Source organism: Vibrio sp. Isolate33 (assembly GCF_022397895.1).
GTDB lineage: Bacteria > Pseudomonadota > Gammaproteobacteria > Enterobacterales > Vibrionaceae > Vibrio > Vibrio pomeroyi.
This window is the reverse complement of the sequence record NZ_JAKEUP010000002.1, coordinates 88,967-104,947: the sequence shown is the minus strand read 5'-3', so window position 1 is coordinate 104,947 and position 15,981 is coordinate 88,967. Positions and strand designations below refer to the sequence as shown.

The following is a 15,981-nucleotide window of genomic DNA, read 5'->3' as shown; positions in this document are numbered from 1 at the left end:
ATTTGATTAATATTTTAGAGATAAAACTTATCCATCTATTTTATATCAATTATTCGACTCGCTTTTTTGTACTGAATACGCCATCCAGACCAGGTAGGTAGCTCCCAACGTTTTGGTGATAACTTCCGACTACCCGATTGATAATGAACGTAAATCAACTTCCTTCCAGTCAGGTATTCCACCTCAAGTTGCAAGTCGGCAAGGCACAATGAAAACGGGTATTTTTCCGAGAACTCGTTATACAGCCAAGTAGGTATACCATCAAAGGGAATATCGTCATGTTCGAACATTTCCAGCTCACTGACATCCGTCACGCCTAACACTTCCAGTTGCTCTATAAACCATAGTTCAAAGCTCAGTTGCTCGATCTCTGGTGTAAATTGAGTTTCCTCATCTAGCCCTAGTTTCACGTAAAGCTGCCAATGCTTAATCTCTTGAGTACGAGCCTCTGCAAAACCAGGAAGTTGAGCACCACTTACCACCAGATCAACGATAGGCTTCAATGACAACTTACCTTCTGCCGCGACTAGCTTAGTCGTAATCGTGCGGCCAGAGTACATCAATGCCATTTCGGTAAACACGCCCTCATCATTGACCACGGTGTCACCTTGCTGCCATTCACCCAATTCTGCTTCAACAAGAAGTTCTATCGGAACAGGCACAGTGGTCGTCGCTAATGTGAGTGTTTGCTTCACGCCACGCCCCGGTAAGCTGTGAGTGTCCAATACCAACATCGCTTGCGCATTGTCAGGGAAACGATTCTGACGGCCGAGTACGACTTCTAACACCCCGTTGGCAAACGCTTCTTTTCGTTTCAATCGGCGCACAAACACCAGTTCAGGGTGCAGCTGAATAATGGTTTCAAGTAGAGAGGTACGTTGGTAGCGAGAGGCAACCTCTAACTGAGGAAGCTCAAATACCTCTCGCATTTGCTTCGCCAAACCTTGGGCTTCATTCAATGCCTGCTGGTCGATTTCTAAGTGCGGATAATCACGACCGCGGACAATCTGAATTAACAGGGATAAATCACACCCTTCTTTCTCTTGTTGAGCGAGCGCTTCCAAGTGTTCCGCATTGCTAGATAACTGATACAGGCGAGCAGGAACAGACAGCGCCGCCGTGAGATCGACCATCGCTTCTTTGAGTGCTTTGGTTTTGATGCGAGTTACAATATCGGCATACAAAGCATCAATCGGCAGCGGATACAGCTTCTTGCCGTGATCCGTAATCTGATGGTCGACGTTAATCGCTTCCATCATCAGCAAGGTTTGAGTCGCGCTGTTTAGCGACTTCTCAGGCATAGGATCGAGGAAAGACAAATTCTCAAGAGTTGTACCACAACATGCCGCCGCCAACATAGGTTCGGTTAGTTCTTCACGCTGTAGTTCAGGAGGCGTAACCAACTCCAACGCCGCATGTTCGCCATACAAACGAACACAGACACCATCCATTACCCTACCTGCACGACCTGCGCGTTGTTTGGCGCTAGCGCGTGATATAGATTTCAACATCAAGGTGGTTCTGCCGTTGCGTTGAACGGTGCGTCTTTCCAGTCCTGAGTCGATCACCACACCAATATCAGGAATGGTTAATGAGGTTTCTGCCACGTTGGTCGCGAGAATGACCTTTCGTAAACCGCTACCATCATTGCTATTGCCATCATCGCTATTGCCAGTATTGCGACCAGACAATGCGAGATCTCGCTCTTTATCACTGACCGACGCATGCAATTTAACGACTTGGATATCTGGGTTCTTTGTTAAGGCTTGTTCACATTGCACGATCTCTTTCTTACCCGGTAGAAAAACCAAGATATCGCCATGTGAGGTAATCAGTTGATGCTTCATTTCTTCAGCGATGCGCTGCTCTAGATGTCGATTATCCGGCAGAGTTCTGGACTCGTTTGCTCGATGTTCGATCTCAACCTGATAAGTTCGCCCTTCACAATTGATTCGATTCGCATCCAAATAATCAGCAAGGCGCTCACCTTCAATGGTTGCCGATGTGATGACTAAACGATGGCTCGCTTTTTTCTTTAGGATCGCCACCAGCAAGTCGATGTCCCAGCGTCTCTCGTGGAATTCATCCACCACAATCACATCGAAGCCAGCGAGCCCATCTTCAGATAGCCAACGCAGCGCAATACCGGGCGTCACAAACACAACGTCTGTTTGCTCGTTGTATTCCGACTCGAGCTTGATCGCATAACCAACCTTTGAACCTAGCTTTTCACCTGATTGTTGCGCTAGATATTTCGCAAGTGACGTACACGCAATTCTTCTCGGCTCCACCACCAAAACGCGTCCATGTTGAGATGCCCAAATTGGTAAGCGCGTTGATTTACCCGATCCGGTTTCTGCTTCGACAACAAGATGAGAATGGGCGATCTGTTCATGGAAAACATTTTGATAAGAATCGATTGGAAGTAGAGACATAAAAAGGAAGCGTCGCGAAAAAGTGTGAGCAAAGTATAACGAATTATGGCGTTCAAATTCGATAAGTGTGGGACATGGGTAAGAATATCATTTTGTTTGCTAAGATCGGAGGGAAACTATTTACAATTGAATAACTAAACCGTTATCATTTTTCAGTTACCCTTTCTCCCATATTAGGCATCCAATGAACAACGATAAACGCCCTCTATATATCCCTTATGCTGGTCCTGCTCTACTTAGTACCCCTCTTTTAAACAAAGGCAGCGCATTCTCTGCTGAAGAGCGCAGTTCTTTCAACCTTGAAGGTTTGTTACCGGAAACAACCGAAACAATCCAAGAGCAAGTAGGACGTGCATACAAACAATATTGTAACTTCGAAAGTGATATGGATAAGCATATCTACCTTCGTAACATCCAAGACACTAATGAAACGCTTTTTTATCGTTTAGTTCAAAACCACATTTCTGAAATGATGCCTATCATTTACACGCCAACGGTTGGCGCAGCATGTGAGAACTTCTCAAATATTTACCGTCGTGGTCGTGGTCTGTTTATCTCTTACCCGAACCGCGATCGTATCGATGATCTACTGAATAATGCGACAAACCACAATGTTAAAGTTATCGTGGTTACGGATGGTGAGCGCATTCTTGGTTTGGGAGACCAAGGTATCGGTGGCATGGGTATTCCAATCGGTAAACTAGCACTTTACACAGCGTGTGGCGGCATCAGCCCAGCTTACATGCTACCAATCGTACTTGATGTAGGTACGAACAACCCTCAACGTCTTGCTGACCCAATGTACATGGGCTGGCGTCACCCTCGTATCACAGGTGCTGACTACGATGCTTTCGTTGAAGAGTTCATCCAAGCGGTTCAACGCCGTTGGCCTGATGCATTAGTTCAGTTCGAAGATTTCGCACAAAAGAACGCAATGCCACTGCTTGAGCGCTACAAAGATCGCATCTGTTGTTTCAACGATGATATCCAAGGTACAGCAGCAGTAACGGTAGGTTCTCTACTTGCAGCATGTAAAGCAGCAAACAGCAAACTTTCAGACCAACGTATCACCTTCTTAGGTGCGGGTTCTGCGGGTTGTGGTATTGCTGAAGCTATCATTGCTCAAATGGTGTCTGAAGGTATCAGCGATGCACAAGCACGCTCTCAAGTTTACATGGTTGACCGTTGGGGTCTACTACAGGAAGGCATGCAGAACCTGCTTGATTTCCAACAGCGCCTAGTTCAAACCAACGCAAATACTAAAGACTGGGAAAGCGATGGTACTGGCTTCTCACTACTAGACGTTGTTCGTCACGCTAAACCAACAGTATTGGTTGGTGTATCTGGTGCGCCGGGTCTGTTCAGCAAAGAAGTCATCAAAGAGATGAACCTTCACTGTGAACGCCCTATCGTGTTCCCACTGTCGAACCCAACTAGCCGTGTTGAAGCAACGCCAAACGACATCATTCGTTGGACTGATGGCCAAGCACTTGTTGCAACAGGTAGCCCATTTGAGCCAGTGGTTCACAACGGCACGACTTACCCAATCGCTCAGTGTAACAACAGCTACATCTTCCCAGGTATTGGCCTTGGTGTATTGGCTGTGAACGCTTCACGCATCACTGACGAAATGCTAATGGAATCAAGCCGTGCGCTTGCAACGTGTTCTCCGCTAGCAATCAACGGTTCAGGCGCTCTACTCCCACCATTGGAAGAGATCCACACAGTATCTAAGAAGATCGCTTTTGCTGTTGGTAAGAAAGCGATTGAACAAGGTGTTGCACTAGAGATCACTGAAGAAGCACTACAACAAGCGATTGACCAGCACTTCTGGCAGCCGGTTTACCGTCGCTATAAGCGTACTGCATTCTAATAGAGCGTACTTGTTCTCAAATACCACTCTTACAAGAGCCTCTGCAATCGCAGGGGCTTTTTTCTTTACACTGTCTTGTCTTTTTAACTGATTTTTCTCATTTTTATTTGGTATTATCGAGCACTCAAAAATTAATGCTCAGTCAAGGACCATGCCGAGAGTGAAATTCGATTCTCACATTTACCGTAGCTACCTATCAAAAGCTTACAAAAAACTGCAAGGTTTTCTGTTTGGCGCTTTCCTCGTGTTCTTAGTAGGCAGCGCTTCGGTTATTGCGATCGATTATTGGGTTTCATGGCAAGCAGAAGACCGCATCATTTATGATGTTGATGAAGTGCCTGAGCTTGAAGTTGCAGTGGTACTTGGTACCAGCAAATATTTAGGTAGAACACTCAACGACTATTATAAGTATCGAATTGAAGCCGCGATTGAGCTCTTCGACCGTGAAAAAGTCGACCAGTTTCTGTTAAGTGGTGATAACGCTCACCGCTCTTACAATGAGCCGTGGACGATGAAACGCGACTTGCTGAAAGCCGGTGTTCCTGACGAACGCATTAATCTCGATTATGCAGGATTTAGAACCTTAGATTCGATTGTTCGCGCTAAAAAGATCTTCGACACTGACAACTTCCTGATCATCACTCAGAAATTCCACTGTGAAAGAGCACTGTTTATCGCTAATTCTTACGATATTCATGCACAATGTTTAGCGGTTTCAGGCCCTACTCACCATTCGGGTACGTCTATCCGTTTACGTGAAGTTTTTGCGCGTACGAAGGCGTTCTTAGACTTGTATATTATGGGGACAACGCCAAAGTTCCTTGGACCTAAAGAGCCGATTCAACCGAGTCCAAAACCGGAATCATTTCCGATTCCAAACCCTATGACTGACCCCTCTGTAAACCCTGTTGTAGATCCTACAACAAGCCCTATTTCAGACCCAGCAGAGACGGATGTGTAGAAAACTACACATTTTGAATTTGTCGCCTCACATTTCCCCACTGTTACACAAAAACACACCAACACGCCTTTATTAACTTAAGTAACATTCTCCCAACAAAGTCTGACCCTACATCAAGCTATATACCTCGAAAATAATAAGCACAGCTCAATGAAGCCGTGCACCAATAAAACGAGGATAACAAAAGGAGCGTCTTATGACGGCACTTGTTACTACACTGAAACACTGGTTGTTCACCCGCAACAGCATGATATTAATTGGTAATTTCATGTTATTTGCTCTGTTAATCAATACCCTCCCTTTCGAAACACAAGTCAATACTGGTCTGAGTATTCTCGTGTTTGTCGCCGTTTTATGGTTAACCGAAGCAATTCACGTCAGCATCACTGCTCTACTCGTTCCACTCTTAGCCGTGTTGTTTGGTGTGTTCAACACATCGGCTGCATTGGCGAACTTCTCGAACCCAATCATCTTCCTATTTATGGGTGGTTTTGCCCTTGCAGCTGCGCTCAACAAGCAAGAGCTCGATAAGGCGATTGCCGACAAAGTACTGCTGATTGCAAAAGGCAGAATGTCAGTGGCGGTGTTCATGCTATTCGGTGTGAGTGCTGGTTTGTCGATGTGGATTTCGAACACAGCAACCACAGCAATGATGCTTCCCCTTGTTCTTGGCATCATGAACAAAGTTGACCAAAGTGAAGACCGCAACACTTACGTGTTCGTGCTGCTGGGTATCGCTTACTGTGCTTCGATTGGTGGGATCGCGACCTTGGTGGGTAGCCCACCGAACGCAATCGCAGCCGCTGAAGTGGGTTTGAGCTTTACTGAGTGGATGGCGCTAGGTCTTCCAATCTCACTAATCTTGATGCCAATTGCGATGTTCATCCTTTATGTGATGACAAAGCCTAAGCTTGACCACAAATTCGAGCTAGACCACGCACCTGTTGAGTGGACGAACAGCAAAAAAATCACGCTATCTATCTTCTTGTTAACGGTTACGCTTTGGATATTTGGTAAGCCAATTAATGCAATGATCGGCGGCTTCTCTAAATTCGACAGCTTGGTAGCGATTGGTGCAATTGTACTGCTAGGCGCTTCTAGAGCAGTTGAGTGGAAAGATGTTGAGAAGACGACGGACTGGGGTGTATTAATCCTGTTCGGTGGCGGTATCTGTCTAAGTAACATTCTTAAAGCAACAGGCACCAGCGTTTTCCTAGCACACTCACTGAGTGGCTTCTTAGAAACAGCAGGCGTTCTACTAACGATTCTAGCGGTAGTTGCATTCGTAGTGTTCCTAACTGAATTCGCAAGTAACACAGCCAGTGCAGCGCTTCTGGTGCCGGTATTCGCAACCATCGCTGAAGCACTTGGTATGTCGCCAGTTATCTTGTCTGCACTGATCGCTGTTGCTGCGTCTTGTGCCTTCATGCTTCCTGTTGCAACACCACCAAACGCAATTGTGTTTGCCTCTGGTCATATCAAGCAGAAAGAGATGATGCGAATCGGTATGGTACTTAACCTAGTTTGTATCCTAGTACTGACACTGTTCGCTTGGATTTTCTGGTAAGGATAACGCCTTATAGGTCGTGCTCCCCTGAACTGGTTGCAGTTCCCCCGGCTCAACCAGTACAAAAATGCCCGCTCAGTGTGAAGCTATCATTTACTTGAAGTTATCACTGAGCGGGCATCCAAAAAAACAATAAAACGCTTTTCCCTTTTGGTGGCTCTTCGCCACCTTTTTTGTTTCTAATCTCTAGCCTTCCAATATTCTAACTAACCAGCTCACCAATGACTAAGTCGCACTGGGTACTAGATTGCACTCGGAATTAAATCGCGCTTGGGACTAGGCGCGTCCAACCCAACAGCAACATAGAGGCACACAGAACCCACACTACTGTTGCCAATGACAGCGTCGACACCAAGTTGTAGCGATAACTAAATACATACACCGCCCCAAGATAAGCCGCGTAAGGCACAAGCGAAAACAAGCCAAACAGTGCTGTGGTACGCAATTCCACCATGGTTTGTTCCGTGCCGACAATGTAGTGGGCAATCAAAGCAAAAGTAGGAAACAGAGGCACAAGGCCAGAGATATAAAAGCTCTTACTTTTTGACAACAGCGCAATCAATAAAACAGCCGCGGCACCAAGCAAACATTTAAAGAACAAGGAAATCATTTCAATACGTTATCCAAACAAACCAACAAAAGGCTCTAGAGGGTAAACTCATATAGCGCCCATAAAAACGCCACACGTCACATATGCACGTGTGGCTTATTAAGTAATCAAAACAATTTGCAGATTAGTGACTCAAGATCACCTGATTACGCCCTGAGTGTTTGGCTTGATAGAGTGCTTCATCGGCGCGAGCTATCGTCTCTGTTACCCTCTCTTGTTTCATCTCGGCGATCCCAATACTGCAAGTGAGTGGGTCGCCATGAACCCAAAGGTGCTGGCTAACCAGTAGTCGAATGCGTTCGGCTTTGATCTGCGCCTCTCCGGCTTCGGTCTCTGGGCAAAAAACGATAAATTCTTCACCGCCCCAACGCACCAGTTTGTCGGTCGCACCGATAGAGCTGCCCACGACCATGCTGAATTCACGCAGAATATGGTCACCCATTTGGTGTCCGTATTTGTCGTTCACACTCTTGAAGTAGTCAATATCGAGATAAAGCATACTGAGCTTACCGTGGCCTTGCTTTACGTGCTGCGACTGCATCTTCAACCAATCACGAACTGCGTGTCGATTGAGGATCCCCGTTAACTCATCACGATGCGCTTTCTCAGAGAACTCAAAGTTCTGTTCTCTCAATGCTCGGTTCACGTTCTTTAAGTGGTTGTGTCTCTTCTCTGCAATCACCATGCGCTTTCTTGAGCGATGTAATTCTGAAAGTAAGAACACAGTGCCCGTGCCGACCCAGATAAATAGCAAGATCAAGAACAAGCTTTCCGCAGAGATATACGAGCCTTCAAACTCAATGCTGCGAATAACAATTCGATGATGGCCTAGCTTCGCTCCAGATGCGGTAGCAAATTCGACCATATTCACGTTCGAATATTCAGGCGCTGAGTGCTCTAACGCCACATCATTATCGGCTAACCACCATGTCATCACTTGCAGGTTTTTGATCGGAATCTCAATCACACCACCATCGATTCCTGGAGAAAACTCCATCCCGTTGTACTTGTGTGTGTACTCGTCATCAGGAACAGAATAAGCAGGATTGTAGTTGCGTAAGTAAGTTCTCAAACGGCCACTAGAGTCCGCTTCCGCATGGTAATCAATATTTACTCTAAAGGTGTGATATTGAGAGAGATCGAGGCCTTTGGTAATGTCTGGGTTGATACGAATCGACAGGCCGCAATAAGGCCAAGGATATTCCGACTCTTTAAGTTCACAGTCGAGAATATACTGCCCATTTTCGTAGGATAATTGGGATGTACTGACGCCCCTATCAACTCGATCGCTGGTCGCGATAAATTCATATTTATCAGGGGTTATTGCTGTTATCACACGATTTCCGCTCACACGGTAATACTGCACAATGGCAAGCGTTGCGATAACGAGAAAGATAACAATCTTATGGATCCACTTCACGTCTAAGCTTCCGGCTTAAGGTCCCTATAGTTGGGATTTCACGATAAAAAACAAGTCAGATAAATTAGTGATCTTAATACCAATAAATCACTAAAAAACGTTATATCACGCCCGAACAAAATGTCATACTATATTTTTATGCATGTATTTGCTGTTGATTATTCACGGCCAGAATCAAGTAATATTGCGTATAAAAACAGGTTCTATTTGTTATACTCATCGCATAATCATCGTTAACCGTACTGCCTGCTCACAGCGCAATCGAGTCGACGAAATAATAATCAAAATACAACGAGTAATGTCATGTCTTTATTAGCAAAAGGAACACTCAAAAAGATGAGTGCTTCCCTTGATGGCGCGGTTACCTACCGTTTGCCTGTAGGCGAAGAGTTTGTAGAGCTAAACCCTCTGATTGGTAAAACCATCAACCTCACTCACACTGGCAACATTTTTTGCTGCTCATGCGGTAAGAAAACCAAAAAGAGCTACTCTCAAGGCCACTGTTTTGTGTGCATGAAAAAGCTAGCAAGCTGCGACATGTGCATCATGAAGCCAGAGACTTGTCACTACGATGAGGGAACGTGTCGCGAGCCTCAATGGGGTGAAGAGAACTGCATGGTTGATCACTTCGTTTACCTATCGAACACGTCTAGCCTTAAGGTTGGTATCACGCGTCACACTCAAATCCCAACACGTTGGATTGATCAAGGTGCGACTCAAGGCCTACCTATCTTGAAGGTAAAAACTCGTCAGATTTCTGGCCTGATTGAAGTTGAATTGGCAAAACACATCGCCGACAAAACCAACTGGCGCACGCTGTTAAAAGGCGATGGCGACGATATGGAGTTGGTCGAAAAAGCAAAAGAACTGTTGCCATTGGTTGAGGATAAAATCCAAGAGATCAGAGCAAAGTTTGGTGACGATGCTATCGAAATTCTGAGTGAGAACATCACTTCATTGAGCTACCCAGTTGAACAGCACCCAGTGAAGATTGTGTCGCACAACTTCGATAAGAACCCTGAGGTATCTGGTGTGCTGCAAGGCATTAAAGGCCAATACCTAATCTTAGATACGGGCGTAATTAACATCCGTAAATTTGGCTCTTACGAAGTTGAGGTTTCTGCATAATTTGTAGAACTTGAGCGCTTCTAATTGTTAGCGATCTGTCGCTGATAGCCAAAACGAAAAATGCCCTGAAGCTCATTACTTCAGGGCATTTTTAATTAAAAACCTGTGTTACTTATTATCAAGATCTAAAGCGCGACCACATCGCCACACACGCGATTCTTGCCAGCCGCTTTCGCACGATAAAGGGATTGGTCAGTCACATTCACAAGTGCATCGATAGAAACCGTTCCTTCACAAGCTCGGCTATCACTCACACCGATACTCACACTCACATTAAAGCGAACGTGCTCATCAATCTTAAATTCGGTTTGATTAAACTGCTCTCGGATCTGGTCAGACACTTGACGCGAAACCTGAGGAGAGGCATTTGGGATAAACACGATGAACTCTTCACCGCCCCATCGACCCGCGACACCGCCCACAGCCTCAACATTACGCTTGGTAATATCAGCCAATGCGCAAATTACCTCATCCCCGACCATGTGCCCGTAGGTATCATTGATCGATTTGAAATCATCGATATCAAGCAGCATGCACACGAGATGAGTCTCAGAAATAAGGTGTCCTCTCAGCCACTCATAAATCGCCCTACGGTTAAGCAAATCAGTCATTTCATCGTAATTCGCTTGGTGAACCAGTTGCCTTTCTAGCATCACCTTCTGAGTCACGTCTTCGAGCACAACCTGAACCGCAGGCTGGCCTTTCCAAGTGATCGCATTATCGTAGATATTGAAGAAGCGATGAACACCATCTAAACCAATATTCTCGACCACATTGCTCATGCCTGAAGGCTTACCCGAAATCACCGATTGATAGCGTTGATAGATGCTTTCGACATTTTGCTTCGGCACCAAGTCGAGGATAGAGTCTAGCTTCAAGGCTTGCTCAATCGACTCTCCGCCCTGAAGTTTCACCCAAGATTGATTGACCATTAACGGCTTAAAATCTCGATGAACTAAAATGCCTTGACCGGATTGCATGATCATATCGTGGTACATTTTATCTTGCTCGCGCACCACGTTTTGTAACTGAATCGCAGGAGAAAGATCGATAACCGTCACTTGCAGTGCTGGCCTACCTTGCCATTCAGTCACATGGTCGATAGAGAACACAGTGAACTCTCTACCATTGCAATCAACATTGGTATAGGTATGCCCTTTCGGGTCGCGTTGACCGCTGACGGTTTCAAGGTAGTTTTGGTAAGCAAGAACATGAAACTCTGCTGGAATGAGGTCCAGAAAGCTATCTATATTGGAAAGTAGTTCTTCGGGTGATTGGTATCCATAGATGCGAGCATAATTAGCGTCAACACTAACCACATTCATATCTTGAATAGTTATTACACCGTACGTGGATTCGAAATTTATTGAAGACATTGCCAACTCCGCATTATAGCTATACTTCACGAACTGGAGCATAACAACACATCCTGCCAACGCTTCCACACAATCTATCACGCGCTAGGGACATTAATATACCATCTAGTATATCGTACTGTTGCGGCCTTCTCTACAACTCAATCGCTAACACGAGTTAGTAAAAGTAGACAAGCATCTCAATCCCATTATTCGCGTCAAAAAACAGAAATAGATAAGCTATACCAATGTAACTATTATCTTTTTCTATTTTTGGGTTAAATCTGATCTAAGAACCCGCTCACTACCACTTCAAATCCTGTTCGCTATTCTTTTAAACCTGCGCACTATTCTTTTAAATCTACGAGCTATTCTTTAAACCTACGAGCTATTCATTCCAATCAGAGAAATAGGAAACTAAGAAGTCGATAGCTAACCGTGCTCTCTGCGGAAGAAAACGACGGTTCTGATAAACAATCCAGCTGCTTGTGCCCGCTCCCCAATACTCTTCTAACACAGGGACGAGTTTTCCATTGCTAAGGCCACCATTGAAGCTGCTTTTAGGAAGATAAACGATGCCAAGCCCCTCTTCGCAAGCTTTCAGTACCGCGCTTGAATTGTTGCTTCTCCAACGGCCATGAACTCTGACTGCAGTTAGCGGTTTTCCATCTTTCTCGAATAACCATTGGTCACTGTTGGCGATAATACAGCTGTGCAGTTTGAGTTGGTCTGGGTTCGTTGGCGCACCAAACTCAGCAATGTAATCTTTGCTTGCTGCCGCTGCCATCGGGCGATCAACCAGTTTTCTTGCCACCAGCCCTGAATCGTCTAATCGACCGTAGCGAATGGCGAAGTCGATACCATCCTCGATGAAGTTCACCATCTTGGTGTTGAAGTTCATTTCAATAGTCAGATCAGGATGATCTTTCGCAAATTCCATCAGCGCCGCGGCAACATGATTCTCAGCAAATGCGCCCGCCGCACTGACACGTAAAGTACCGCTAAGCTGAGTTTGTTGAGATGTGACTTGTTCATTCGCTTGTTGCAGCCCAATCACCAAGTCTTTGCACTGTTGGTAGTAAGTGTGGCCAGACTCAGTCAGGCTTACCATACGTGTTGAACGGGCAAGCAGAGCCACTCCCACTCTCTCTTCCAACCTTGAAACCTGCCGACTCACATGGCTGGTACTGCAACCTAGCTGTTTAGCGGCTGCTGAAAAGCCGTGGCATTCGGCGACCGCAACAAATTCATTAATCCCTTCAAAGCTATCCATACTTAATCTACTCGTATTTTATCTTTGCCATATAGCAACAATGTTTTGCCTGTTTAGCATATTATCACCTAATTGGTTTGGAACTAGTATTAGATACAACAAGACGACGATAGCTAAGTAACAACACGATACCTAGCGCTAAGCGTTAGCACCTAACGAACAACATCAGTGCTTAACGAAAAACGTCAGCACCTAAATAAAAAAACAGCAGCTCAAAGGGACGAATCATGAAAAAAATACTAATTCCAGTAACGAACCACGCAACACTTGGCGATACAGATCAAGCTAACGGTACTTACGCTCCAGAACTTACCCACGCTCTGAAAGAGATCATGGCTGCTGGGTTCGAATACGACATCGCTTCTATCAATGGTGGCAAAGCGCCACTCTACGGAACGGATATTGAGGGAGACGTGGTTAACGCTGATATCTTGGCGGATGATGATTTCCAAAACCGCATTAACAACACGATTCCAGTAAGCCAAATTAATGCAGAAAGCTACGACGCTATCTTCTACCCAGGTGGTTTTGGTCTGCTTTCAGACTTAGCAACCAACGAACAGTTCGCTAGCATCGCAGCAAAGCATTATGAAGATGGTGGTATTGTCTCGGCGGTATGTCACGGTCCTGCAGCTCTACTTCCTATCGTACTGAGCAACGGTGAGAAGCTACTAAGCTCTAAATCAGTGACTGGCTTTACACGTGAAGAAGAGATCGACTTTGGTACCATCAACGACATTCCATTCCTACTGGAAGAGTCGCTTGCTCGTAGCGCAGCGCGTTTCAACAAGGTTCAACCTTGGCAAGAGCTTGTGATTGTTGATGAGCGAGTCATTACAGGCCAAAACCCGACTAGCGCACACGCAGTGGGTGTCGCCATTGTTGAGCAGCTTTCTTAGTCGAATCGCTGTCTTAATTAGGTCACTGGCGCTAACTAAATAAGCGCGGTGAAACGAAAAAGAGCATACTTCCTACTCACTATTCATGAGAGAAGTATGCTCTTTTCTAATTCTGTCTCGATTAAGTGCTAGTGCCTTCTTGCTAATTACCTCTGCTAATGGCTTCGCAAGATCCCTTCAAGCACATTGAACAGCAAGTCGATCTCTTCAATCGAGTTGTAATGCATACAACCAATACGCACCACGCCCTGCTCTTCGATACCCAACTGCTTCACCAAACCTAGCGCGTAGAAATGTCCGTTCCACACACAGATATTGTGCTCACCTAACTTCTTAGCGATGAACTCTGGCGAGTGGTTATCAAAGGTGATGGCGAACGTTGGCGTTCTCAGGTTCGAATCAAACTCCGTCTTACCATAGAGTTTTACCCCTTCCAGATCGCCCAAGCGTTTTAGGAAGTACTCGCTCAACTGGCTTTCATGCTTGTTATAAAGCGCGTAGCTTTGCTCTAAACGAGAACGCAGTGAATCTGTTGGCTCACCAAACTGCGCTAAGTAATCCACCGCCGCAATCACACCTGCAAGGCCTTCGAAACTTTGTGTTCCAGTTTCAAAACGGCCTGGTCCAATGTTAGTGGCAGGCTCTACCTTGTATGGCTTTAACGTATGCAACCATTGAGGTGCAATGTAAGCAATACCCACATGCGGGCCAAAGAACTTATAAGCTGAACACGCTAAGAAATCACAATTCAGTTGTTGAACATCGATCAAGTGATGAGGAGCATAATGCACAGCATCAACATAAACCTGCGCACCGTGCTGATGTGCAAGCTCGATAACTTTCGCCATGTCGACAATCGAGCCAGTCGTATTCGAAGCAAACGTCACAGCAACAAGCTTAGTCTTCTCATTTAACAGAGACTCAAAGTGCGCCATGTCTAGGCTGCAGTCCGACTCGTCGACACGAACTTGGCGAACAATCGCGCCTTTGTCGTCTGCGGCTTGCTGCCAGCTCGATACATTTGAGTAATGGTCTAACGCAGTGACGATAACTTCATCGCCCTCTTTCCAATCGCGGCTGATTGCACGGCTAAGTTGGAAGGTCAGCGAGGTCATGTTCGCACCGAACACAACGTTGCCAGAAGACTCCGCATTGAGTAGCGCTTGCGCCGCTTCTCTCGCTTGCTGCATTAAACTTGTGGTCTTCTGGCTAGAAAAGTAATGACCGCCTAGGTTTGAATTAAAGTGCCCTAGGTATTCCGTCATGGATGCTAAAACATTTTCAGGAACCTGAGAGCCACCCGGCCCATCAAAAAAGGTCACCGGCTTACCGTTATGGTATTGGCCTAGCGCGCTAAACTGCTGGCGCACATCATTAAGAGTGAAGGACATTGCGCGCATCCTTAGCCGTTAGAACAAACACATCCATATAGCCCATCTCATCGTGGTCTATGGTACGAATCGGCTGTGCATTGTGCCAAAGTTTGCTGTCGGCCAGCATTGCTACTTCACCGTCTTCAAGCACTTTTCTAAAGAATGGCGCTTCATGTGAATCTTGGTACAGCATGATTTCGCCGCCCACAATGTTGTGTCGGTTAACGCCGATTAAAGCGATGTGGTCGAACCCATCTTGGTGAACACCTTCTGGTGCAACCTGCGTTTCTTCAAAAATGGCAGCGATACGGATTTGGTGGATTTCGATTTCTTGCCCGTCTTCAAGCCCATTGGTTTCAATAAACAGCTCACACATCTCTTGCATGCCTTCGCTGCTTAAGATCGGTGCTTCAATTGGTTCGAATTGGCGAACAACGTCACCTTGAAAGTGATTAATGTCTTCAGACTGAACAAAGTTATGTTTGTCTAGCTCTACGACTTGTCCATTACTGAATTGAACCACCGAGTACCTTCTCAATCGAAACTGACCATCCGCATGCTCTGTGCTTGGAAGCTTAGAGAATGACGGTGACAACTCCTCAACTGCGTGGTTACTGAGGTGGGTAATATGTAGGGTATTTTCGTGAGCATGTAACATCATCGACTCCTTAATGATTGTTAATTAACTTTCGATATTTAACGTTTTGTTTACATAAAGGATACTTGAAGATCTTGCCAAATCAACATTAAACAATCATTTATCCCGTCAGATTTAATAATTCAGACACTAAATCTAACCTGAAATCCAAAATCAGTGTATAACACCAGAATAAAAGATGACCAACTCTTAAAACTAGCACACTCCACTAGCTAGTTATAAATCCCTACAAATTTAGATTTAACGATATTATTAACTAGCAAGTGATGTTTCATATTGTGTCAGCCCTTTCGCTTCAATACGCCAGCCTCCTTGCATGAGTTCAGGCATCATACTCGTCATCATTCATTTCTATGCTTTTGCACAGCGAAATACGACCTACCTATCAATTGCCAAGCTATTGATTATTTACACAACAAACTGAAATTG

At 45.4% G+C, this 15,981-nt stretch carries 12 protein-coding genes; 5 read left to right on the top strand and 7 right to left on the bottom strand.

Annotation, left to right across the window (positions count from 1 at the left end; genetic code table 11):
• Window positions 1-35 precede the first annotated feature (35 nt).
• On the bottom strand, window positions 36-2,435 hold the full coding sequence (locus tag L1D37_RS03775; RefSeq protein ID WP_239846926.1) for a helicase-related protein: 2,400 nt from the start codon (window positions 2,433-2,435) through the stop codon (window positions 36-38).
• 184 nt (window positions 2,436-2,619) lie between these two features.
• Here L1D37_RS03775 and L1D37_RS03770 point away from each other — a divergent pair, with 184 nt between their 5' ends.
• The 3 genes from L1D37_RS03770 (at window position 2,620) to L1D37_RS03760 (ending at window position 6,836) form a co-directional block, all read left to right on the top strand.
• Window positions 2,620-4,308 carry an NAD-dependent malic enzyme gene (locus L1D37_RS03770; protein ID WP_009846476.1) on the top strand — a complete coding sequence of 563 codons (1,689 nt, stop codon included), beginning with the start codon at window positions 2,620-2,622 and terminating at the stop codon, window positions 4,306-4,308.
• A 160-nt stretch (window positions 4,309-4,468) separates the two neighbouring features.
• Window positions 4,469-5,269, top strand: a complete 801-nt coding sequence (locus L1D37_RS03765; protein ID WP_239846925.1) for an ElyC/SanA/YdcF family protein — start codon at window positions 4,469-4,471, stop codon at window positions 5,267-5,269.
• A gap of 196 nt (window positions 5,270-5,465) precedes the next feature.
• On the top strand, window positions 5,466-6,836 hold the full coding sequence (locus L1D37_RS03760) for a DASS family sodium-coupled anion symporter (RefSeq protein ID WP_017631290.1): 1,371 nt from the start codon (window positions 5,466-5,468) through the stop codon (window positions 6,834-6,836).
• 259 nt (window positions 6,837-7,095) lie between these two features.
• On the opposite strand, the gene L1D37_RS03755 is transcribed toward L1D37_RS03760, so the two are convergent.
• Entirely contained in the window at window positions 7,096-7,446 is a 351-nt protein-coding gene (locus L1D37_RS03755) for a GlpM family protein (RefSeq protein ID WP_017631289.1), read from the bottom strand.
• A 124-nt stretch (window positions 7,447-7,570) separates the two neighbouring features.
• Complete coding sequence (locus L1D37_RS03750; RefSeq protein ID WP_239846924.1) at window positions 7,571-8,866, bottom strand: GGDEF domain-containing protein; 1,296 nt, start codon at window positions 8,864-8,866, stop codon at window positions 7,571-7,573.
• Window positions 8,867-9,169: 303 nt separating this feature from the next.
• Between L1D37_RS03750 and L1D37_RS03745 the strand changes: the two genes are divergently transcribed.
• Entirely contained in the window at window positions 9,170-9,994 is an 825-nt protein-coding gene (locus tag L1D37_RS03745; protein ID WP_029235797.1) for a DUF2797 domain-containing protein, read from the top strand.
• A gap of 125 nt (window positions 9,995-10,119) precedes the next feature.
• On the opposite strand, the gene L1D37_RS03740 is transcribed toward L1D37_RS03745, so the two are convergent.
• Both L1D37_RS03740 and L1D37_RS03735 read right to left on the bottom strand, forming a co-directional pair.
• A complete protein-coding gene (locus L1D37_RS03740) occupies window positions 10,120-11,412 on the bottom strand; it encodes a sensor domain-containing diguanylate cyclase (protein WP_239846923.1) in 1,293 nt (430 codons plus the stop codon).
• Window positions 11,413-11,737: 325 nt separating this feature from the next.
• Window positions 11,738-12,622 (bottom strand): LysR family transcriptional regulator, encoded by an 885-nt coding sequence (locus L1D37_RS03735; protein ID WP_239846922.1) that lies wholly within the window; start codon window positions 12,620-12,622, stop codon window positions 11,738-11,740.
• Window positions 12,623-12,849: 227 nt separating this feature from the next.
• On the opposite strand from L1D37_RS03735, the gene L1D37_RS03730 reads away from it, so the two are divergent.
• Window positions 12,850-13,521, top strand: a complete 672-nt coding sequence (locus tag L1D37_RS03730) for a type 1 glutamine amidotransferase domain-containing protein (protein ID WP_239846921.1) — start codon at window positions 12,850-12,852, stop codon at window positions 13,519-13,521.
• A gap of 155 nt (window positions 13,522-13,676) precedes the next feature.
• On the opposite strand, the gene L1D37_RS03725 is transcribed toward L1D37_RS03730, so the two are convergent.
• Window positions 13,677-14,912 (bottom strand): cysteine desulfurase-like protein, encoded by a 1,236-nt coding sequence (locus L1D37_RS03725; RefSeq protein WP_239846920.1) that lies wholly within the window; start codon window positions 14,910-14,912, stop codon window positions 13,677-13,679.
• Entirely contained in the window at window positions 14,896-15,552 is a 657-nt protein-coding gene (locus L1D37_RS03720) for a 2OG-Fe dioxygenase family protein (RefSeq protein WP_029405418.1), read from the bottom strand. Before L1D37_RS03720 ends, L1D37_RS03725 begins: the two co-directional genes overlap by 17 nt.
• Window positions 15,553-15,981: the final 429 nt, after the last annotated feature.

What these genes read in the sequence shown, in the direction of transcription:
- L1D37_RS03775 (WP_239846926.1), bottom strand. Translation starts at nt 2,435, where the DNA reads ATGTCTCTACTTCCAATCGATTCTTATCAAAATGTTTTCCATGAACAG.
- L1D37_RS03770 (WP_009846476.1), top strand. Translation starts at nt 2,620, where the DNA reads ATGAACAACGATAAACGCCCTCTATATATCCCTTATGCTGGTCCTGCT.
- L1D37_RS03760 (WP_017631290.1), top strand. Translation starts at nt 5,466, where the DNA reads ATGACGGCACTTGTTACTACACTGAAACACTGGTTGTTCACCCGCAAC.
- L1D37_RS03755 (WP_017631289.1), bottom strand. Translation starts at nt 7,446, where the DNA reads ATGATTTCCTTGTTCTTTAAATGTTTGCTTGGTGCCGCGGCTGTTTTA.
- L1D37_RS03745 (WP_029235797.1), top strand. Translation starts at nt 9,170, where the DNA reads ATGTCTTTATTAGCAAAAGGAACACTCAAAAAGATGAGTGCTTCCCTT.
- L1D37_RS03740 (WP_239846923.1), bottom strand. Translation starts at nt 11,412, where the DNA reads ATGCTCCAGTTCGTGAAGTATAGCTATAATGCGGAGTTGGCAATGTCT.
- L1D37_RS03735 (WP_239846922.1), bottom strand. Translation starts at nt 12,622, where the DNA reads ATGGATAGCTTTGAAGGGATTAATGAATTTGTTGCGGTCGCCGAATGC.
- L1D37_RS03730 (WP_239846921.1), top strand. Translation starts at nt 12,850, where the DNA reads ATGAAAAAAATACTAATTCCAGTAACGAACCACGCAACACTTGGCGAT.
- L1D37_RS03725 (WP_239846920.1), bottom strand. Translation starts at nt 14,912, where the DNA reads ATGTCCTTCACTCTTAATGATGTGCGCCAGCAGTTTAGCGCGCTAGGC.
- L1D37_RS03720 (WP_029405418.1), bottom strand. Translation starts at nt 15,552, where the DNA reads ATGTTACATGCTCACGAAAATACCCTACATATTACCCACCTCAGTAAC.